This is a genomic window from Planctopirus sp. SH287 (assembly GCF_056500625.1).
Genome location: NZ_CM151403.1, coordinates 1,588,608 through 1,610,189 on the forward strand (window position 1 = coordinate 1,588,608; position 21,582 = coordinate 1,610,189).

A 21,582-nucleotide genomic window follows, 5' to 3' on the forward strand; every position below is an offset into this window, starting at 1 on the left:
AGAGATCTATTCAATTGGCTCGCTTCTGGGGTACGACCCCAGAATCTCCATCCGGACGGCTTGGGAAACAAGTTCATCAAGAGCCTTCTTGATGCGGGTATCTTTCATGTGGCCTTCACCATCAATAAAGAAAATATAGCCACTTTCAGTCCCTCGCAGCGGGAATGATTCAATCCAGGTCAAGTTGATTTTCAGCCGTTTGAAAATCTCCAGAGCGTTTGCCAAAGCCCCGGGTTTGTCAGCGGTTTGAAGAAGAATTGATGTTCGATCCTGCCCGGTCGGGGCCATCGTCTTGTCACCCAGTACAGCGAAGCGGGTGACGTTCTGAGAGTTGTCTTCAATATTCGCTGCGAGAATCTCAAGCCCGTATTCAGTCGCAGCCTGACGACTGGCCACGGCTGCCGCACCAGGCTTATCACGACCCAATTGGGCGGCAGTTGATGTACTGGTGACTTCGATCAGTCGCGCTTGTGGCATGTTTCGACTGAGCCACTCACGGCACTGTGAAAGCGCCTGTGGCTTGCTGTAAATTTCAGTGATTTCCCCTCTGGCTGAGCGGCCCAGAAGGTTGTGGTGAATGGCCAGTTGCACTTCACCACAGATTCTTAATGGAAGCCGGGTGAACATATCCAGCGTGTCGATAATTCGGCCGTCAGTGCTGTTTTCAATGGGAACCAGGCCATAGTCGGCATGCCCCCGGTTCACTTCTTCAAAAACAGCAGCAATGGTGTTCACAGGAATCAGGTCAGCAGCTTCACCAAAGCGCTCAATGGCAGCCATATGAGTAAAGCTGAACGCAGGGCCAAGGTAAGCCACACGTTGAGTACGCACCTGATTACGGACAGCGCTCAGAACATTTCGGAGGACACCGCGAAGCGCGTGGGCAGGCAATGGGCCGTTGGATTTTTCTTCGAGCCGGCTCGCCAGAAGGTCATCGGCTTTGGGGTCAAACAGAGCGGCTTTTTTGTCAGGAGCCGCTTCGATGAGCTTGAGTGTCGCCGCCGCACGCTGGTTAAGCAGCTTCACGATTTCGCCATCGAGCTTTTCAATCTCAGTTTCGATTGACGCCGTTGATTTGGCGACGTTGCTCGCGGTTTTGACTGAACCACTGGACGGTACTTTGGCTGGTTTCTTCGTCGGCTGAGGCTTAGTGGCCATTCCCGCAATTTCCAGAATCTAGTGGGCGTAACGTAATTCCACGTCAACACTTAAACCGTTGCGACCACGCCGCAGCTCAATCGGTAACATAACTCTTGAAGAAACAGCATGTTACGATCTTTTACAGGTACGTTTCCTGCTTTGTCAAGTTGGCAGTGCGTGCGAGGGTTCGGTTCCCGGGAGTTTTCTGCGAGACTGCCAAAATGGCATTGTTGACTTGGCGTGACAAAACTTCAGGAAGTGCCATTTTGGCGGTTTTTTTAGGTGGCTTTGTTGAGAGTCTGGAAGGTCAATGCTTGTAAGGCATTTATTGGTAATGAGATGTGTTGTCTCGTCTTGTTTTTTTTCTTTTGGCCCGCAGTTTGCTTGGATATGGTCGCCGTTCCGAAATGAACAGTTCCGTCAAAATACCTGCAAATCTTCTCAGTGATTCCATTCAAAGCTCTGGCTTCGTCTGGATTGGCCTTTGATCCCGTGACTGAAGATTCTTCGTTCTTATGATCAGTCGCTCTACCATCTGAGATCCCGTCGCAGTTTTCCACAAACCACACACACCTGAAGATTGAATCGCAAGGAGCCCGGTTTTATGGCCGTTCAAGAAAAAATCATTGGTATCGATTTGGGGACGACCAACTCCGTGGTCTCCGTGATGGAAGGTGGCGAAGTCAAAGTCATCGCCAACCAGGAAGGAAATCGTCTCACCCCCAGTATCGTAGCCTTCACCGACAAAGGTGACCGCCTTGTGGGCGATCCTGCCAAGCGGCAGGCTGTGACAAACCCCAGGAACACGATCTACTCTGTTAAGCGCTTCATGGGTCGCCGGCACAGCGAAGTCGAGTCGGAAGAAAAGCTCGTTCCCTACAAAGTGGTGGGCGGGCCTAGCGAATATGTTCGCGTAGAAGCCGGTGGCAAGGAATACACACCACCAGAAGTCTCTGCGCTTGTGCTGCGTAAGCTCAAAGAAGCTGCTGAAGCTTACCTGGGCCACACCGTCACCCGCGCTGTGATCACTGTCCCCGCTTACTTCAACGATGCCCAGCGTCAGGCCACGAAGGATGCCGGCGAAATTGCTGGTCTCAAGGTTGAGCGTATTATTAACGAGCCAACCGCTGCGGCTCTGGCCTATGGCCTGCAGACCAAGAAGGACGAGAAGATCGCCGTCTTTGACCTGGGTGGCGGGACATTCGATATCTCGGTTCTCGAAGTTTCGGGCGATCTTGTTGAAGTGCTCAGTACCAACGGGGATACCCACCTGGGTGGCGACGACTTCGATCAGGCACTGCTGGATTTCATTGCAGATAAGTTCAAAGCTGAAAACGGCATTGATCTCCGTAAGGATGCCATGGCCCTTCAGCGTCTGCGCGAAGCGGCTGAAAAGGCTAAAAAGGAACTCTCGTCTTCTCAGACGACGGATATCAACCTCCCCTTCATCACGGCTGACGCTTCGGGGGCCAAGCACCTCCAACTCAACGTGACTCGGGCCGAATTTGAAAAGCTCGTCGATCATCTGATTGATCGCTGCAAGAAGCCCGTTGAGCAGGCTCTGAAAGATGCCAAGCTCAAGCCATCCGATATCGATGAAGTCGTGCTGGTGGGTGGTTCGACCCGCGTGCCGAAGGTACAGGAATTTGTTAAGAGCTACTTCGGCAAAGAACCAAACCGTTCGGTCAATCCTGATGAAGTTGTGTCGATTGGTGCTGCCATTCAGGGTGGGATCATCGCCGGCGATGTCAAGGAAATGCTGCTGCTCGACGTGACTCCTCTCTCAATGGGGATCGAAACGGAAGGTGGTATCATGACCGCCCTCGTCGAACGTAACACCACGATTCCTGTCACTAAGAAGCAGACATTCTCGACAGCGGCCGATGGTCAGACCGCCGTGACTGTCAGCGTCTTCCAGGGCGAACGCCCCATGGCGCGCGACAACCGGCTTCTCAGCCAGTTCAACCTGGATGGGATTCCACCAGCACCTCGTGGTGTGCCACAGGTCGAAGTCTCTTTCGACATTGATGTGAACGGTATCGTGAGCGTCAAGGCGAAAGATCTGGGCACGGGTAAGGAACAAGTCGTCAAGATTCAGAACGCCAGCGGTCTGGATACGGCTGAAATCGAACGCATGAAACGCGATGCGGAATCGCATGCAAACGATGACAAGAAGAAGCGTGAGTTGGCCGAAGCCAAGAACAAAGCTTCGACCTCAGCTTACGAAGTGGAAAAGATGCTGAAGGAGCATGGCGAGAAGCTCGATGCCGGCTCGAAGTCGGCCATTGAAGCAGCGATCGCCCGTGTTCGTCAGACGGAAAACGGTGACGATGTTGCCGCCATCAACTCAGCTGTGGAAGCTCTCCAGCAAGCCAGCTATGCCATGGCGCAGCACATGAACGCGCCCGGTGCTGCCGCTGGCGGGGCACCTGACGCTGGAGCCGCTCCTAACGGGGGAGACGACGTGATCGATGCAGAATTTGAGAAGAAGAGTTAATTGGTGATGTTGGTATCTGGTTTTTGATGTTGGGCATTTGTGCCAGCGAGAAAGGAACTTCAACATTCTCGTAAGGACGACAAATACCTAAGAGCCTGTCCGAGAAAACACCTTCTCCCTCAGAGAGAAGGATCTGGGAGTTTCCAGACAGGCTTTAGCACTCACGCCAATTCACCAGCCACTCTCTTCCGACGTCGTTTTTGACAACACCATGACCCTGTGACGCCGAGAGTAACATCTCGGTCGCAGGGTCATGTCGTAGGCTGAAATTGATTTTGCAATCTTCAATTCTGCAATGGCTTTGAGCCTCAGAACGTGCCATTCTGAGGCATCTCGCCAATGGAAAATGGCACATGATGTTCATCAGAACTCTGTCACTGAGTGTGACAGTTTTCTATTGAGGAATTCCCATGGCTTTTCGACCTGACAAATTGACCGTGAAGGCTCAAGAGGCTGTTCAAAATGCACAGCAACTGGCGGAGAACAACGGCCAGCCGCAAGTGCAGCCGCTGCATTTATTGAAAGCACTGATTGATGAATCGGGAGGGATTGTGCGCCCGATTCTTGAGAAGATCGGTGTGCGCGTGCCGCAGTTGTCCGGGTTGATCGACAGTGAGATTGGCCGACTGCCAAAGGTTTCGGGGAATGCTGCACAAGTTGGTGCTTCTAACGCTTTCATGAATGTTCTGAATCAAAGTCAGCAATTGGCTGATCAGATGAAGGATCAATTTGTTTCGACAGAGCACCTGCTCCTTTCGCTGATCAAGACGGATGATGTGGCCGGGCGGTTGCTCAAGCTGAACGCTGTCGAAGAATCAGATGTTCTGAAGGCACTTCAGACGATTCGTGGTCATCAGCAGGTCACTGACCAGAATCCAGAGGATAAATATCAAGCTCTCGAAAAGTACGGCAAGGATCTTGTCGCGTTGGCTCGCCAGGGAAAGATTGATCCCGTGATTGGCCGCGACAGCGAGATTCGCCGGGTGATTCAGGTCTTGTCGCGTCGCCGCAAGAACAATCCGGTGCTGATCGGGGATGCTGGCGTCGGCAAGACGGCGATTGTGGAAGGTCTGGCCCATCGAATAGTCCTTGAGGACGTGCCGCAGAACCTCAAGAACAAGCGGGTCATCTCGCTGGATATGGGGGCGCTCATCGCAGGGGCCAAGTATCGTGGCGAGTTTGAAGATCGCCTGAAAGCGGTGCTTAAAGAAGTGACAGAGTCCGAAGGAAAGGTCATCCTTTTCATCGATGAATTGCACACTGTTGTGGGGGCTGGTTCATCGGAAGGAGCCGTAGATGCTTCCAACTTACTGAAGCCCGCCCTGGCCCGTGGTGAACTGCATTGCGTCGGAGCGACGACCCTCGATGAATACCGTAAGTACATCGAAAAAGACCCGGCTTTAGAGCGACGCTTCCAGCCGGTACTGGTCAATGAGCCAAGCGTGGAAGATACGATTTCGATCCTGCGTGGTCTCAAAGAGCGGTATGAGTCGCATCATGGTGTGCGAATCACCGATGACGCGCTCATCAGTGCGGCGAAGCTTTCGGATCGCTACATCGCTGATCGTTTCCTGCCTGACAAGGCGATCGATCTGGTTGATGAGGCAGCCAGCAAACTCCGTTTGGAGATGGATTCCATGCCAGCCGAGATCGACGAGGCGACGCGCCTCTTGACCCGGCTGCAGATTGAAGCGACGGCTCTTGTCCGCGAGACATCTCCAGATAGTCAGCAGCGGCTGGCGACGATCAAGAGGGAAATCGCCGAACGCGAAGAATCAGTCACCGCTCTCAAGGCCCGCTGGCAAACTGAAAAAGAGGCTCTTTCTGGCATTCGACCGTTAAAGGAGAACATCGAGAAACTGCGGACAGCCTATGAGCAGGCGTTCTCCCAGGCTCAGCGAACCAATAATAACGAAGATTTTGTGCGGGCATTTCAGGCTGAAAAAGAGCTGAAGGCTGCGCAAGCTTCGTTAGAGGCCGCTGAATCTCGTGTGGCTACGCTGGATAACACGCAGCGGTTGCTTCGTGAAGAAGTGACCGACGAAGACATTGCGAAGGTTGTCAGCCATTGGACGGGAATTCCCGTGGCCCGAATGATGCAGACCGAACGGGCCAAGTTGCTGGTTATGGAAGACCAGATCCACCGTCGGATGATCAACCAGGAAGAAGCCGTGACGGCGGTTTCCAATGCCGTCCGTCGGGCGCGCTCGGGAATGCAGGATCCCAACCGGCCGATTGGTTCGTTTATGTTTCTCGGCCCGACGGGGGTGGGAAAGACCGAACTTTGTAAGGCGTTGGCCGAGTTCCTGTTCGACGATGAAAAGGCGATGGTTCGCATCGACATGAGCGAGTTCATGGAGAAGCATTCTGTGGCACGGCTCATCGGTGCTCCTCCGGGGTACGTCGGTTATGAGGAAGGCGGCAAGCTGACAGAAGCTGTCCGCCGCAAGCCTTATAGTGTGCTACTACTGGATGAAGTCGAGAAGGCACACCGTGATGTCTTCAACGTGTTGCTGCAAGTTCTGGATGATGGGCGGCTCACGGATGGCCAGGGCCGGACGGTCGATTTTACGAACACGATTATCGTCATGACTTCGAATATCGGCAGTTCGCTCATTATGGATCTGACGGGCACGGATGATGAAGGCGAGATCCACAACCGCGTGATGGGGGCGCTCCGCAAGGAGTTCCTGCCGGAGTTTTTGAACCGGGTCGATGAGGTGATCGTCTTCCATCCGCTGGGCAAAAAGGAGATCCGACAGATTGTCGATCTGCAGCTCGCCAAACTGATCAAGCGATTGGAGGAGCACGACATTCGTTTGGAAATCAGTGATAGCGTGAAGGATGTCCTCGCGAGCGAAGGTTATGACCCGACTTATGGAGCCAGGCCGCTCAAACGAGTGATCCAGCAACGGTTACAGAACGAACTGGCAAATTCCTTGCTTGCTGGAGAGTTCAACGAATCGAAAGTTGTCCGGGTTGACTCCCATCACGGGGAATTCACCTTCACAGCGACGAAAGAATAATGGCTGAGTTTGAATGATCGATGAGTCGCACAGGTCGCTTTCATGGGCAACCTGTGCGACTCTTTTCTTTTCTCTCACAATGGGTCATGGGTCATTCTGAGAATTGCGGGTGTGGACATTATGGGATGGGAACTCAGACTGCATGCACTCCCGATACCATGCCAACTCATGGAACTGATAAATCAGGGGGTGATCAACGCAGAATTACTGCAAGTCGTGCCAGATTATTTTCGACAGAGGCGTCTCTTTAGTCGCCGTGTCAATGAGATGACGCAAGGCGATGGGGAATATGAAAGGCTTATCGACGCGCTGGAAGAACTCGTGGTGTTGCACCCACAAATCGAAGATCGCTTCTGCGATTTAGATCGGCGATATGACTGGCTCAAATGGCTATTAATGAAGTGTGCCTGCGGTCGAGGAGAAGAGCAGTTGGCCATGGAAGCGATTTCCGGCGAGGCTCAGACCTTTCCCAGTGCCATCAGCACTCAGGGATTTCCGATCCGTTTGACGTCCGCTGCGCGAGTTGAGCAGATTCACTTATGGCTGAGTGGCTTAACGGTTCGCGATCTGAACGGACACTTCGATCCACAAGAGATGGATCAGGCGAACCTCTACAAGTGGAATTCCATGGCTGAAATCGATTTAGAAAATCTGTTCGATCAGATTGCGAGAGATTTCACATCACTTCAGGAGTTTTATCATGATGTGGCCGCTCAGTCTGAAGCCGTTCTAGTTGTGAGGGATTGATATCACCGAGCTTTAACCGTCATTGAAGCCCGATCAATACGCCCTGGAATCAAATGCCCCGCTGGCGTTTTGCCAGGCGATGAGGCCGAACATGATGGTGCCGAAGGGTTGGCCTAGCGAGAAGCACCAGGCCGCAACGGCCGCACCAAGGACGACGCTGAAAACACGAACAATCGTCGTTCGGTTTCTGATCCTGAAGACATCCAGCATCCCCTGAAGGATGCGCCCGCCATCCAGAGGCAGGATCGGCAACAGATTCAAGACAGGCCAGAAAATGTTGATAATGATCAGAAAGCGAATGGCTGTATCGACATGAGGGTCAGTCTCCACTCCGGCCGTATCCAGACCAATGGCCACAGCCACCACGATCCCCAAAAGAATAAACTGGGCCATCGGCCCCATGAGTGACATCACAACAGAGCGGCCCGGCGTGTTGTTGATGTACCGTTCCGAGAAAGCCAGCCCACCCCCGAAGTAGAGAAGAATGGCACTTCTCCAGCCAAACCACTCGGCGGTCAGTGCATGCCCCAGTTCGTGGATCAGTACCGAAAAGAAGACACACCAGACCCAGATCACCGTGCTGGGGATGTCACCGGAACTCCATCCCAAAGCCGCAGCCATTAGCCAGAACATGGGGTTCACTCGAATCGGAATTCCGAAGAGAACAAACGTCAGATCCAGAGGTGTCGGAGCAAACGAAAACATGCGGCTTCGCTTTTCAGGCTGAGCAGTTGAGACTGCATAGGGGCGGAGGGATATTCTTAAGTTGTCACGTTCTTAAGTTGTCACAGTTAAGAATTCAGGTTTGAACCAGAGGATGCGTCCGACAACAGAGGACTCGAGCCGCAGATCAAAGCTAAAAACAATGCCGTGACAAGGCCTTCTGTCATCCAGAATCGTGATTTGTTGTAACACTCATTGGCTCTGGAGATAAGTCTTTCAGCGTCATGATGAAGGATGATGGCCAGAATTCGCCTGTTTTTGCTGGAAAAAACCCGCTTGGTGATGCTGACGCCGGCGTGTAGACTGCGCACATCGGCTCATGGGTCGCACAAGAAGAGGCCATATCGCTGAGAAGCCTGGCCGGTACGGGGTTACCCCGTGCTCGAATAATTGCTCCCATACTTGACGGGAATCAACGGTTGCAGTGGTTCCACTGCAACCGTCGATTCGAAACAGGCATTGGTTGTGCGACCCATGGGCCGATTTTTCCGAGAGCGATAGAAATCCATTGAGGGACGCAGGGATGGGGCTTTGGAACTGGCTGTTCGGATGGTGGTTCTCACCAGGCGAATCAAGCAGACCAGTCACGCCATCTCAGACCGCGCTTCGCTATCAGTTTGATACCGGCCGCAAAAATCAGTTAGCACCGCTGCGATATCGTTCACGCGGCAGTTTATTGCGCTGGCGTGATTCAAGAGCAGGCGTGGTCGTTGATCGCCCCCCCTACCCTTATGCGCAATTTCAGGGGAAAAAGCACTATCTCAGTATGACCGGCGATATCAATGTCGCTGAACTGCAAAAATGGGGACTGCCTGTTGTCGCTGTTCCTCAGGAATTGAGCCAGTTGTTGGGTGTCCCTCTTCCGAAAATGGCTGGTCTGACTCATCTGACCCATCGCGGTCGACCACCCAGTGAAAAACAGTCTCACTACTGGTTGAAGTGGGTGAAGAAGCGGAAAACAGGCCATCGATTAATCGAAGCTCCCAAGCCGACACTCAAGCGTGTGCAGCAGAAAATACTGCGCGAGATTCTGGATTTGGTTCCCTCTCATACGGCTTCGCATGGTTTTGTCCCGGGACGTGGGATTCTCTCCAACGCTGAGCCTCATCTGGCTCAGGCCGTGATTGTCAAATTTGATTTGATTGACTTTTATCCGTCGGTCACTTTTTCAAAAGTGGTGGCGATTTTTCGCTCTCTCGGCTATTCCCGTGAGATTGCCCTCTGGCTGAGTCGGTTGACGACGTCTTCGTTACCACCGCGCTGCCAATTCCCGGATAAGAACCCTTATGCGCTCACCCCTTATTTAAAACGACATCTGCCTCAAGGGGCGCCGACTTCGCCGGCATTGGCCAATCTGGCGGCTTTCGCGATGGATGTGCGATTGTCCGGTTTGGCTCGCAAGTTTGGAGCGACATACACCCGCTACGCCGACGATCTGACATTCTCAGGCGATCACCGATTTCTCAAGCAGTTGGCTCGTTTTATTCCTCTCTGTGAAAAGATCATTCTTCAGTGCCGGTTTCACACAAATCGCTCGAAGCGTCGCGTGCTGCGGCAGTCCAACAGGCAGGTGGTTGCGGGGGTTGTGGTGAATGAACATCTCAACTGCTCACGGCGAGACTTTGATTCGTTGAAGGCCATTCTTCACAACTGTTGTCAGCAGGGCTGGCGTTCTCAAAACCGCCAGAATCACGCAGATTTTCAGTCACATTTGCGTGGCCGGGTAGCGCATATCCATCATCTGAATCCCAACCGTGGGGCAATTTTGCTCAAGTTATTTCACAAGATTTCCTGGGATCAGTGATCCCGTGTGGTGATTTTTTCGTTGGTGTTGCAGGTGACAGGAGGGCAATTAAATGCTGGAACTGCTGCGACTTCTCATTCCGCCGCAGCTTCTGGCGCCGGTATTAAAGCCCGCGACGCGTCTGATCATTGGTCTGATGGCAGTGCCGGCTTTTCGCTGGTTTCTTCGCAGGGTTGTGAGAGTCAACGGACTTGATGAAGAGCTTGAGCGGGATCTGGAGCTTTGGTTTCGGGGGGCCATTCTTCTGTTGGTGGCCAGCGCCAATATGGAGCAGGCATTCTTCGGCTGGGTGCCTCTCGACTTGCGGGAAGAAAAAGGCTGGATGATTCTGGCAGGGAGACTGATGCTGGCGATTGGCGTGATTGAAGGCATGCCGGATCAGTCGTTATTTGCCATCATTCACCCCGGCCCGCCGCCTTTCAAACTTCCCCGCACACATCGACTCAAAGCGATTCTCTCTTACCTGCCTCTGCTGATTCGCGGGTTGTTGTGTAAGCATCTCAACCGCTCGTCGCCCGTCTTTGCCATTATGGCGGTCTTTCAGGATGGCTGGGTGGGCTGGGCCTGCTATGGCCTGGCAATTCTCCAGTATCTGATTATCGGGCTGGTGACTTCACGTGATCGCGCGATTGATGTACTCAATCAATTTGACGAAGCGATTCATCAGCAGCGAATTCAACTGGAGCATGAACTCCACCACACCGCTCCTCAAAACACGATGACCGATACCACCTCAAGCGTCGCGGGTCACGAGATCATTCCAGAAGAGTCGGTGGGGCATTCGCAACCGCGCCCCGAAGCCACCGTGTGACACCTTCAGCACCATCAGAGATGTCTGGCAGGCGAATTCTGCCGAAGAAGCAGGGGTGAATTCATTATAACCGGAAAAGTCATTCAAGTTTGTCGCGACCTCTTGTCGATTTTGACAGACAAGGCCGGTTGTTTTTCGTTCACAGGCAAGGTGGTCTTGTGGCAAATGGGATGTGGTGGAGTCTGGTGGCATGCGACCTTTTATAATCACTGCTGCTGCCTCTTGCCTTCCCGTCGTCATGGGGTGGGCTATTATGTCAACTCCGGTATGTGCCCAGGAAATACTTTCATTTCCCAAAGATGCGGCTTTGGTGAGACCCAAATCCTTGCCCGAAAATCTTGAAGAGAAACTGGGGCCGCTGCCGCTTCTGATGTTCGATGAGAAGCCGTCAGTTCCCGCCACTGATATGACTGAGCCACCAGTCTCAGGCATGGCGAAGCCAACTGTCTCTGGTATGGCTAAGCCAACGGTGGAATCGGTCGTGACTCGCACGCCATTGAATGCATCCGATCTTTCCCATGCGATGCCAGCCAATCATCAGCAACTGGCACCCGCGTTACTTCTACCTGAAATGCCAAATCCTGAAATCGAGGCCAAAGATCCGCTTCGTTCACGTGTCGGCCAACCGGTTGAGCCTGAATTTATACGTGGAGTTCGGCCAAACCCGGTCTCACTTGAGATCACTCAGCGGCTCATTCACGAGCGAGCGGCTCGTGAAGCAGAAGAACGGGCGAGACGCCTTGCCGCCAGGCGACAGCAGGGATATCGCCCGCGATATTCGCCTCCTTTCAATCCCAAGTCTGTCCCTCAACAGCCCCCGCAACATTGGGGAAATGAGAAATTGCCAGAATTTTCTCAATGGCGATAAGCCAGACTTTCACACGATAAAAATAAGAAAACCGGCAGGCACCTGATTCAGATGCCGCCGGTTTTTTTGTGCGATGCACTCAGGGGTCAATCAACTCTTTGTTATAGGATCGAACGAACCTTTGCCAGAAACTCTTCGTTGGTCTTGTATTTGGTGAGAATACGAACCATTTGTTCCATCGCCTCGACCGAACTGAGCGAGATCAAGCTGCGGCGGAGGAGTGTCACACCTTCCATGACTTCCGGTGAAAGAATCTTTTCTTCGCGACGTGTACCCGACTTGGAAACATCGATGGCAGGCCAGATCCGGCGATCGGCCAGATCCCGGCTCAAGACCATTTCCATGTTGCCGGTTCCCTTGAACTCCTGGAAGATCACGTCGTCCATCTTGCTGCCGGTTTCGACAAGAGCGGTGCCGACAACTGTCAGCGATCCCCCTTCTTCAAAACGGCGTGCCTGGCCAAACATCTTCTTGGGAATGTCCATGGCCTTGATGTCCAGGCCACCTGACATTGTCCGACCCGTATTACCAGTCCATTTGTTAAACGCACGGGCCGTTCTTGTGATCGAATCAAGCAGGATGAAGACATCCCGGCCAGATTCGGTCAATCGTTTGGCGCGTTCAAAAATTAACTGGCTGACGCGAACATGATTTTCAACTTCGCGATCCATCGAAGAAGCGATCACATCGCCACGAACACGGCGGCGCATTTCCGTGACTTCTTCAGGACGCTCATCAATGAGCAACACAATGAGATAGACCTCAGGATGATTCTTGCTGACGGAGTCGGCAATTTCCTGAAGGAGCATGGTCTTACCACTTCGCGGCGGAGCCACAATCAAAGCACGCTGGCCTTTGCCAATGGGCGTCAGCAGATCCATGATTCGCATGGTGATGGGCGTAGGCCCGGTTTCCAGCCGAATCTGCTCGAAGGGGTTAATCGGTGTCAGGTCATCAAAAGACTTGACCTGGAGGTACTCTTCCGGGGTTCGACCATCGATGTATTCGATCGTCTTCAATCGGGGGCCTTGTCCTCGGCTTCCCTGTATCATTTCCCCTTGAATCAGCACGCCTTCACGCAATAAGAATTTCTGAATCAGCGTGGCTGAGACAAAAGAATCCGATTCCTGGGAGACATAACCGACTTTCGGGTCGCGTAAGAATCCATAGCCTTTCGGGTGGAGTTCAAGAACGCCGCTGGTTGGCTCAATCACTTCAGGGCCACGCGGTGCTGATGAATAGGGAGCACCCTGTGAATGGGGTGATCCGCCACGTCTTTGCTGATCATAAGGGCGATTTCCCCCCTGATACCGCTGTCCGCCTCCCTGGTTGCGGCCTGGGCCGTTATTTCGACCGCGTGGGCCGTTGTTACCCTGGGGAGCAAACTGACCGCGTGCTGGCTGAGAAGCTCCAAGGCCTGCATTTCCAGGGCCTCTTCCTCCAGGCGATCGATTATCGAGGGGTCTACTTTCAGGGCCGGTGCCTTCCGGGCCACGTCCACGGCCACGACGGCGACGGCGACGGCGACGGCCGTTTTCACCTTGGTCTCCACCGTCATCCCCATCATGAAATCCACCAGGGCGGCGAGGTGGGAAACCTTCCTGCCCAGCGAGATCTGACGGGCTACCGGAGTTATCGTGTCCTGTATCACCTGTCGCTGGATATTCGCGGTTGCGATCAGAGGAGCTGGATTCTTCGCTGCCATAGCTCTGACCACCAGAGTTCTGGCTGCCAGAATCGCGTGAGTCAAATGACGAGGCGCCACTTTCTTCGGAATAATTCCGTGGGCCACGACCAGAATATGTCGATCGGCGACGATCTTGCGAATACCGCCCTCTGTTTCCAGAACCGGTTTCATCTTGTGAGCGGTCAACAGGGGGGCGGTTGTCATCGCGTCCCGCGTTTTCTTGCCCTCTGCTGTCTTGGCCTCTGCTTTCAGATCCACTTTCATGCCGGCCACCGCCAGATTCTGATGAGGCGGCTTCAGTCACAAAGCGGTCGTTCGCAGCAGGACGATCACTTCGAGAGGATCGCGAACGACTTGTCGCTGATGAGCTGAAATCATCATCCAGTCCAGCGCCAAAGTCACTGGCATCATCGGCTTTAGCCGGTTCACGACGCTCAGCGCCACGATCCTGATCGCTTGAAAGACGTTCAGGAGCAGGACGGCGTCCTCTGCCTGTCCCACGAGTTTCACCGGACGTTTCATCATTGGTGGCTGAGGAACTGGACTCACTTCTGACAGACGTTGATCGCGTCGAGGTTCGGCGGCGGGGACGTGCCGGCGATTGATCGTCATCGGAGTGCGCTGCGGCGCTGAAGCTGGCTGGTTCTTCAGCCGCAGGAGAGGCATCTCGAGTCGTGGATTTACGGCGAGGTGCTGGTGAGAAGTCGTCATCCACGGGGTCATAGAACATCGCACTGCCGGCGACAGGAGCAGGCTCGATGTCAGTCGGGGCGGGTTTACGCCGCGTGGAGCGAACAGGCCGTGGAGCTGGAACTGCTTCGCCTGGCGCTGTCGATTCAGCGACACGTGGCGTTCTGGTTCGTTTTGGTTTGGGAAGTTCTGAGTTCAGTTCCTGACGCAAGCCAGCAACTTCTTCAAAAACCTCTTCAATCACCGGTCGGGGAGCATCCACGGAAGACGTTTCAACATCTTCACTGCGACGGCGAGTTGGGCGTCTTGCCCCTGGGCGTTTTTCAGACATGCGTAATCTCAGATCCAGATATCGAAGGAGTCAGGGCGACTTCGAGTTTCTTCAGAGAAGTCACAACATCGTGGCTATCATTTGAATAAGACTGTTCATCACGATTTGTTCCGGTCAGATGGCTTTTCCTGAGATCAGAATCAGCCCGCAAATCGAAACGCGGTCAGGTGTGGTTCCTGTTGATCAACAGGAACCACTGAAAAGGCGTTGGATGAGAGCACTCTTTTCCAACAGGTTTCAATCCGGTGCAGACCACATCGGAAAGAAACATTCGACTGATCCTTGAAGGATCAACTTCCAGAAACATGTTGACTGTCAAGCATCACAATCGGAAACCTGTCAGCTCCGATGCTCTCCAGTGTCTTGACTTGAGTATCTTGACTTGCTCGAACGAATTGCCTGAAAACATGACTGACTTTGCCAGGCTCCCACTTTTTTAATGCCATGCACCTTGCCAGTGGCTTGATACTAGTGATTTTGTACCAGTAACTTGATGTGCTTGCATCAGTGGCTTGGTCGGGCACTGGCCTGTAATGAGAGACCGGGCTGCGTTTTGTTTTGACTCAATCCTTTGAAGCCCTTGCAACTTTGAAATCTGCCTGGATTTTTCTACTCACCAATCTGATTACCCCCAAGTCTGGAAATCAGGGCCTGGAGATCAGAGTCTGGAGATCAGGTGTTTTTGGATTTCAGTGTATTAACAGACTCTGATAGGGACAGACTTCTATCGTGAGTTAAACCTCTGCGTGAGAAGGTTCCGCCAGAATGTGTAATAAGAACCTGCCTTGATATGGGGAGGACTCACTGAACAATTTTGCTAAAAATACTGGTCATTTCTGATAAACAAAACGACTGACGTTTAGTGCGACGGAACTCCGAAAGACCCGCACCGGAATGCCGGGAATTAACGAGTGCCACCCGCTGCAGAATCACTCGTAGACGGGTCTCTCAGGTCACTCATCGAAGCGGGATAAACCAATCCCCGCTCCCCTGCTGATGCAGAAGTCACCCAGAGCTGTGTCGAAAAGCGATGAAGGCAACGAATACAAAGAATCGGAACCACCACAATCAATCAAGAGCAGCAAGCCCTTGATCAATAAGACAGGGACCCATCGACAAAGGTCAGGATCACCTGAAAGAGAGTGGCTGCAAACACTTTCGCTGAGCGAAATCAGCAACATCACGTTTTCACATGGTATCGGAACCTGCGAATCTGTCAATCCTAAAGTCTTCTGCTTGATTCCCCTTTTTCTTTTTTTGACACAATTCGAGGCTGGCGAGAGCCTGGAGTTCTTCCGTATCGTCGAAGGCATGCGCTAGCGATTGGGTAGAATACATAGAGTCTTTTGAAGTTTCCGACTTCAACGGACACTCAAGAAAGGGTCTCGTTGTCTCCAATGCCAGCTTTCACACACGATCGTCCTTTGAGTTTTATTGTTCGGCGGGTCTTGGCGCCATACTCCCTGGGCTTGTTCCTGTTGGCCTGTGGAGTCTGGCCAGCGGAAGCTTGCCAGGCAGCAGAGACCATTCCCCTTCCCTTTCGTGATCTGGTGATCGAAGGGGGAACGCTCCATACCGATCAAAAGTCTCAACAGCCAGTTTCAAAAGAGCCGTCATCACCTCAGGCGACCCCTTCTGCTCCACTCCGTATTCATGTGCGTGACGGAGTGATCCTTGAAAATGCCGGGAAGGACGCGTCTGGCCCCAAAGATGGTGCCCGCAGGATCCAGGCTGAAGGATTACATATTTATCCCGGCTGGATTAACGCAGGCGTCCCGAGTGGTCTTGAACAGAATGTCTCCATCATTCCGGCTGCTGACCTGAATCTGGATCAAACCTCGCTGGCGCACCTGCCACCTGATCTGCGAAACTCCTTCACTCCCGAATGGGATCTGGCCTCACGATTACCGCGAGATTTTGCTCTGTCGTCCAAGCTGCGCAGTGCCGGTTTCGCGACGGTTGCCATCTGGCCTGCAGGGCGACTGGCCAGCGGAGAAGGCGTTGTCTTGCAACTGGGAGAACGACCGCCGCGAGAGCAACTGCTGGCTTCTCAGGGCGGGCTGGTTTTTGATTTTTCGCCTCAGCCTTACAGCGGGGTTTATCCTTCGACTCCCATGGGGCGAGTGGCTCTTTTTCGGCAGGTGTGGCTGGATGCTCTCAGGCATGAGCAGCACCTGGCACTGGCCAGTGCAGGTGTTGCCGGGCTGGAACGCCCCCCTGTCGACGCTGGCTGGCAGGCCTTAATTTCCCTGAAAAACAGCCAACGCCCTGCCATTTTTGTCGCTGATACGGCTGACGATATCGAACGCGTGCTCAAGCTCGGTGCCGAACAGAAATTGAAAGTCGTCATCTGGGGTGGTCGCGAGTCCGGTCGCTGCATCGATCTGCTCAAAGCGGCAGGAGCCTCCGTGATTGTGGCATTGAATGCTGACGATGCACCCAAGGTTGAAGAACCCGCTTCCGGACTGCCTGGACGTGGAAAGAAGCCGCCTCAGGCTGTGCAGGAGGAGGCGTTAGCGGAATACCATCGAGATCTTGACACCGCCAAAGTGTTGCTTCAGGCCGGAGTTCCTGTCGCCATTTCCAGTCGACGTTTCTCTGATCAGCCTCAGAAGCTGCTTCCGACCCTGCGAAAGATGATGGAACGCGGTTTGAGTGATGCAGAGATGACCGCACTGCTGACCTCGCAGCCGGCTGCCATTCTCGGGCAATCCGATCGATTGGGGCGTGTGGCTGCCGGGCAACTCGGGAATTTCACCATTTTGAATGGCCCGCTTTCAAACGCCAAAAGCGTGATCCGCTTTGTGGTGATCGAAGGACGTGTCTTTGAATTTGCTCATGATGCCAAGTCTCTTGATGCTGGAAATCAATCGAAGAATGGCTCCGGGCAAGGCGATAAATCAGGCTCTGGCCTTCAAGTGGCGGGGACATGGAAAGTTAAAGGGCGGGCCAGCGACAGCCCTTTGTCGGCGACCCTTTCGATTGTTCAAACCGAGAATCGGCTTACAGGCCGCTTTTCCAGCGAGCAAGGGGAAGGCCGAATCAGCAAAGGCACAGTTCGTGGCGATCAGCTGGAACTTACCGTGTTGATCGGTGTGGGTGATCGGGATGTCACGCTGGAGTTTTCTGGAAAGGTCGAAAATCACAGGATGACAGGGCAGCTCAAGTCTCTGTTTGGTGCTGCCACCGAATTTACGGCTGAAAGAAAGCCGGAAGCCATATCAACGCAAGGAGAGGCTGTTCTTCAGGCCATTGAAGTGGTTGTCGAAGAGACCGAGGCTTCTGAGCAGGAAAAACCTGCTGACGCACTCAAGCCCCTTCGAGGCAGTTCTGTTGCCGTTGCAGCATCTCAGGCATCGACCAAAAAAGAGGAGGAAGGTTCTGCAAAGTCCAAGCCGAAGACCAATCGGATTGACCCACGATTTCCTGTGGAACTTGACGATCATCGTCGGCAACGTCCCCCGGCCGTTCATGGTCACGTTCTGATTTCCGGCGGTACGATTGTGACCGGAACGGGAGCGGTTCTACCGGGGCAATCGCTACTAATTCAACAGGGGCGGATCACTGCGATTGGCGCTGATCTGGTCGCTCCAGAAGGTGTTAAAGTGGTTGATGCCAAGGGTCAGTTTGTGGCCCCCGGATTGATCGACACTCATAGCCACATGATGATGGGGCGCGGTGGTGGGGGCGTGAATGAAGCCACGAACTCCATTACTTGTGAAGTTCGCGTCAAAGATATTGTTTCCCGCGACGACGCAGATGAATACCGCTGGTTGGCAACAGGCCTGACGACCGCCCGGTTGTTGCATGGTTCTGCGAATACGATTGGTGGCCAGGATGCTGTCGTTCAGATGAAAATCGGGGCCACAGTCGACGAGCATTTCTTTCCTTTTGCTCGTCAGGGAGTGAAGTTTGCCCTGGGGGAAAACGTCAAACGTAAGAACGGACGCTTCCCGAATACGCGTCTGGGTGTCGAAGCTACTGTCACTCGCGCCTTCGTGGAATCACTCGACTACCGTGCTCGATGGATGGCTTTTAATCGTTTGAGTGATGATGAGAAGGCCAAGGCATTGCCGCCACGACGAGACCTGCGTCTGGAGGCTCTTTCCGGGATATTGGCGGGGGAAATTCTGATCCACTCGCATTGTTATCGATCCGACGAAATCCTCATGTTGCTGCGGGTCACGCAATCTCATGGCATTCGGATTCAGTCGCTCCAGCATGTGCTGGAAGGCTACAAAATCGCGCCGGAAATTGTGGCACACGGTGCCAGTACCAGCACCTTTGCCGACCATTGGGGCTACAAGATCGAAGCTTTTGATGCCACGCCATACAACGCGGCGATGTTGCTTCAGGCCGGGGCGAATGTGGTGATCAAAAGCGATTTTCCCGTCACGCCGAATGCTTTGAATCACGAAGCCGCCAAGTCGATTCGTTATGGAAATGTTCCTCCTGAGACGGCACTTCAGTTTGTGACTCGTAATCCTGCCCGAGAGCTGGGGATCGATGAACATGTTGGTACGATCGAAGTGGGGAAGCTGGGAGATATCGCGATCTATAACACTCACCCGATGAGCGGCTTTTCTCGATGTGAAAAGGCTTTTATCGGCGGTGAGATTTACTTTGATCGCTCTTTGCAGCCTGCCGTCATGTCCGAGGCGGCTGCCAGGGCTTCTGAACGTTTGCCAGCACCCGATTGGCCTGCCACGAAAGATCGGCTGCCTGTCATTGAGTGGCCAGAGTCATTGGGCGAGAGCTACGTACTGACCAATGCCAATATTTATCCCATCGATGGCCCCATGCAGCCCAACGGCATGATTTCAGTAGAAAATGGAAAGATCGCAGGCATTGGCTCGACGCTGGCAATCCCCGAGGGACGACCTCAGATTGATCTGAAAGGACGGCGTGTCTATCCCGGCATGATTGATGCCAGCACAACGGTCGGGTTGACCGAGATCAGCCAGTTGTCGGTGACATCCGATTATGCGGAAACAGGGGCATTCCAACCGGATCTCGCCGCCGCCGCCGCAGTGAACCCTGATTCCGAGCACATTTTCACAGCACGATCGGGTGGCATTACGTTGGCAGGACTCAGACCGCAAGGAGGCCGAGTCAGTGGCCAGAATTCGATTGTCGCCTTGAATGGCTGGACATCTGCCGAGATGACACTCGTGCGGGATGCCGGTTTGCAGATTCAATGGCCTCGGGGGGATTCCACTGAGGCAGCCATCCGAGAGCTGAAGGACTTGTTCAGCGCGGCTCGAACTTACGGGGCTGCTATGGCAACTCCTGAAGCCAATCTGTTGCTTCAGCGAGACCTGCGGCTGGAAACGATGGTTCCTTATGCTCTGGGCCAAAAGACTGTTTTCATCGAAGCCGAAACCGAGCGGCAGATTGCTGAGGCATTGCAGTTCATTGAAGTTGAAAAGATTCGTGCCGTACTGACTGGCTGTACTGATGCCTGGAAACTGGCAGCGGAAATCAAATCGCAGAACATTCCGGTGATTGTGGGAAGCGTGATTGGACGCCCCACTCATCCCTGGGATCCGTTTGATGCGAATTATGCCAATGCCGGACGGTTGCACGAAGCGGGCGTGAAAATCGCATTTCGATCAGATGGAGCACCCGACAGCCGTAATACTCCCTTCCATGCAGCCACGTCTGTCGCGTATGGCTTGCCGGAAGATGTGGCGATCAGGGCCATCACGCTTTCTGCCGCTGAAATTCTGGGAGTTGCCGAGCAAACCGGCTCGATCACTGTCGGAAAGCGGGCTGATCTTGTGATTGCTGATGGATCAATTCTTCAGCAGGGAACGCAGATCCATGGTGTGATCATTGGGGGCGCAGCCGTGCCGATTGACTCTCGCCAGCATCGCCTTGCCAGGAAATATCAAGCTCGTCTGCCCAAGCCTGCTCCCGGGGAATTTGAGGTTCGCATCCCCTGATGACAGGTGGTGCAGCTTCAGATTCATGGTGATCAAGATTGTCAATGAATCATGATTTGTGGCTGGTGCACAGCCTCAACCAAGCTGCCTCAACAAAAATGAACGCCATTGATGGCCCATGAAGAATTTTCATGGCGATCAATGGCGGTGGGGGCTTTTGGCCAGGAGCCAACAGGCAGATGGTGTCTGGCGTGGCTGTTATTGGCGCTGAACTTCGGCATCCGGGGTGAGTTCGGCCTGTCGGGTCTCATTGCCTGTCACTTCCGGCATGGCTTGCACCAATCGTTGAACATCGGATCGGCGGAGCGCCTGTTCGGTACGCATGTAACGCTTGGGATTCTCTTTGAAACGATTGCGGGATTCACGCGAGACAAACAGGAAAAGGCTGTCATCGAAGAATGCGGCATGTTGTGTCGAACCAGAGACAGCCTTTGTCGTATCCCACAGGACGACAGGATCGCATCCCAAAAATTGCGGGGCGAATTGATCCGGGTTCAACTTGAAATCTGCCAGTTCCTGTTCGCTTTTCATGAGGTAAGTCACGCCCTGGTGCTCCCAGGCAAATTGAGGAACGCCACGCACCCAGTCTCGTGTTTGCTGTAAGGCGACAGGACTGAAGCCATCCAACCCCACATCGTCAGGATTGACCGAGGGATGAGATTTTTTCTGGAAGTTGTTGTCGCGCGGCATGCCCGCGCCTTCACGGCGAGGCTGTGAAGCTGGGGGCGTTGTCTGAGCAACGGACACGGCATATTTTTGTGCGACTCCCTGGATGGTTGCGGTATACGTCCCCACGTCCAGAAAGTTTTCTGAATGGAGCAATACCCGGCCATTTCGAGGATCGACCATCACGTCAGCTGGCAATCCACGCACGCCGTATTGCTGGACGAGTTGCGGATTCTGGTCGGAATCGACTTTGACGGCAGCCACCGATGTACGAAGCATTTGCTGCACTTGCGGATGTGGAAAGACGGCCCTCTCCATTTGCTGACATGGGCCGCACCATGTTGCCGAAAAGTGAAGTAAGACGGGCTTGTTCTGTCGAGAGGCTTCCTGCAACGCGACGTTGAAAGAGGGGTGCCAGACAGAGTTTTGTGCCAGAGGCTGCATTTGGGCCAACGCCACATTGCGAAAGCCCGGGTGATCGAAGCATGGGAGCACAAAGGCTGCTCCGAATGACAACCCCATGAGCATCGGAAAGGCCATCGCCGCTAATGAGCGTTTCAGGCCATGGGACGTTGCTTCAGTCAAAATCTGAATCCGTGAAATTCTCATGGACGAGTCACTCCCAAGGCCAATGCAGTGCAAACCGC

General features: G+C 53.6%; 11 protein-coding genes. 7 read left to right on the top strand and 4 right to left on the bottom strand.

From position 1 onward, the window contains the following. Positions 1 to 6: 6 nt before the first annotated feature. Positions 7 to 1,158, bottom strand: coding sequence for a prephenate dehydratase (pheA, locus tag SH287x_RS06000; RefSeq protein WP_479517659.1), 1,152 nt, complete (start codon positions 1,156 to 1,158; stop codon positions 7 to 9). Positions 1,159 to 1,744: 586 nt separating this feature from the next. On the opposite strand from pheA, the gene dnaK reads away from it, so the two are divergent. From dnaK to SH287x_RS06015, 3 genes are all read left to right on the top strand, one after another. Continuing rightward, on the top strand, positions 1,745 to 3,637 hold the full coding sequence (gene dnaK, locus SH287x_RS06005) for a molecular chaperone DnaK (RefSeq protein ID WP_479517660.1): 1,893 nt from the start codon (positions 1,745 to 1,747) through the stop codon (positions 3,635 to 3,637). Positions 3,638 to 4,047: 410 nt separating this feature from the next. Further along, on the top strand, positions 4,048 to 6,663 hold the full coding sequence (clpB, locus tag SH287x_RS06010) for an ATP-dependent chaperone ClpB (RefSeq protein WP_479517661.1): 2,616 nt from the start codon (positions 4,048 to 4,050) through the stop codon (positions 6,661 to 6,663). Positions 6,664 to 6,831: 168 nt separating this feature from the next. After that, positions 6,832 to 7,410, top strand: coding sequence for a DUF1877 family protein (locus SH287x_RS06015; RefSeq protein WP_479517662.1), 579 nt, complete (start codon positions 6,832 to 6,834; stop codon positions 7,408 to 7,410). 33 nt (positions 7,411 to 7,443) lie between these two features. On the opposite strand, the gene SH287x_RS06020 is transcribed toward SH287x_RS06015, so the two are convergent. Beyond that, the gene (locus tag SH287x_RS06020) at positions 7,444 to 8,115 is read right to left on the bottom strand and encodes a site-2 protease family protein (protein ID WP_479517663.1); all 672 of its coding nucleotides are present in this window, start codon (positions 8,113 to 8,115) and stop codon (positions 7,444 to 7,446) included. 541 nt (positions 8,116 to 8,656) lie between these two features. On the opposite strand from SH287x_RS06020, the gene SH287x_RS06025 reads away from it, so the two are divergent. The 3 genes from SH287x_RS06025 (at position 8,657) to SH287x_RS06035 (ending at position 11,616) form a co-directional block, all read left to right on the top strand. Beyond that, complete coding sequence (locus SH287x_RS06025) at positions 8,657 to 9,937, top strand: reverse transcriptase family protein (protein ID WP_479517664.1); 1,281 nt, start codon at positions 8,657 to 8,659, stop codon at positions 9,935 to 9,937. A gap of 52 nt (positions 9,938 to 9,989) precedes the next feature. After that, on the top strand, positions 9,990 to 10,748 hold the full coding sequence (locus SH287x_RS06030; RefSeq protein WP_479517665.1) for a DNA topoisomerase I: 759 nt from the start codon (positions 9,990 to 9,992) through the stop codon (positions 10,746 to 10,748). Between the two features lie 190 nt (positions 10,749 to 10,938). Continuing rightward, positions 10,939 to 11,616, top strand: a complete 678-nt coding sequence (locus SH287x_RS06035) for a hypothetical protein (protein ID WP_479517666.1) — start codon at positions 10,939 to 10,941, stop codon at positions 11,614 to 11,616. Positions 11,617 to 11,717: 101 nt separating this feature from the next. Here the strand turns inward: SH287x_RS06035 and rho are convergent, their stop codons facing one another. Then, entirely contained in the window at positions 11,718 to 14,324 is a 2,607-nt protein-coding gene (gene rho / locus SH287x_RS06040; RefSeq protein ID WP_479517667.1) for a transcription termination factor Rho, read from the bottom strand. 1,397 nt (positions 14,325 to 15,721) lie between these two features. Between rho and SH287x_RS06045 the strand changes: the two genes are divergently transcribed. Further along, a complete protein-coding gene (locus SH287x_RS06045) occupies positions 15,722 to 20,269 on the top strand; it encodes an amidohydrolase family protein (RefSeq protein ID WP_479517668.1) in 4,548 nt (1,515 codons plus the stop codon). A 198-nt stretch (positions 20,270 to 20,467) separates the two neighbouring features. Here SH287x_RS06045 and SH287x_RS06050 read toward each other — a convergent pair whose 3' ends face one another. After that, on the bottom strand, positions 20,468 to 21,520 hold the full coding sequence (locus tag SH287x_RS06050) for a thioredoxin family protein (protein WP_479517670.1): 1,053 nt from the start codon (positions 21,518 to 21,520) through the stop codon (positions 20,468 to 20,470). Positions 21,521 to 21,582 lie beyond the last annotated feature (62 nt).

Bases quoted from the DNA above. Each gene is read 5' to 3' on its own strand.
- pheA (WP_479517659.1), bottom strand. From the start codon at position 1,158: ATGGCCACTAAGCCTCAGCCGACGAAGAAACCAGCCAAAGTACCGTCC.
- dnaK (WP_479517660.1), top strand. From the start codon at position 1,745: ATGGCCGTTCAAGAAAAAATCATTGGTATCGATTTGGGGACGACCAAC.
- clpB (WP_479517661.1), top strand. From the start codon at position 4,048: ATGGCTTTTCGACCTGACAAATTGACCGTGAAGGCTCAAGAGGCTGTT.
- SH287x_RS06015 (WP_479517662.1), top strand. From the start codon at position 6,832: ATGGAACTGATAAATCAGGGGGTGATCAACGCAGAATTACTGCAAGTC.
- SH287x_RS06020 (WP_479517663.1), bottom strand. From the start codon at position 8,115: ATGTTTTCGTTTGCTCCGACACCTCTGGATCTGACGTTTGTTCTCTTC.
- SH287x_RS06025 (WP_479517664.1), top strand. From the start codon at position 8,657: ATGGGGCTTTGGAACTGGCTGTTCGGATGGTGGTTCTCACCAGGCGAA.
- SH287x_RS06030 (WP_479517665.1), top strand. From the start codon at position 9,990: ATGCTGGAACTGCTGCGACTTCTCATTCCGCCGCAGCTTCTGGCGCCG.
- SH287x_RS06035 (WP_479517666.1), top strand. From the start codon at position 10,939: ATGCGACCTTTTATAATCACTGCTGCTGCCTCTTGCCTTCCCGTCGTC.
- rho (WP_479517667.1), bottom strand. From the start codon at position 14,324: ATGTCTGAAAAACGCCCAGGGGCAAGACGCCCAACTCGCCGTCGCAGT.
- SH287x_RS06045 (WP_479517668.1), top strand. From the start codon at position 15,722: ATGCCAGCTTTCACACACGATCGTCCTTTGAGTTTTATTGTTCGGCGG.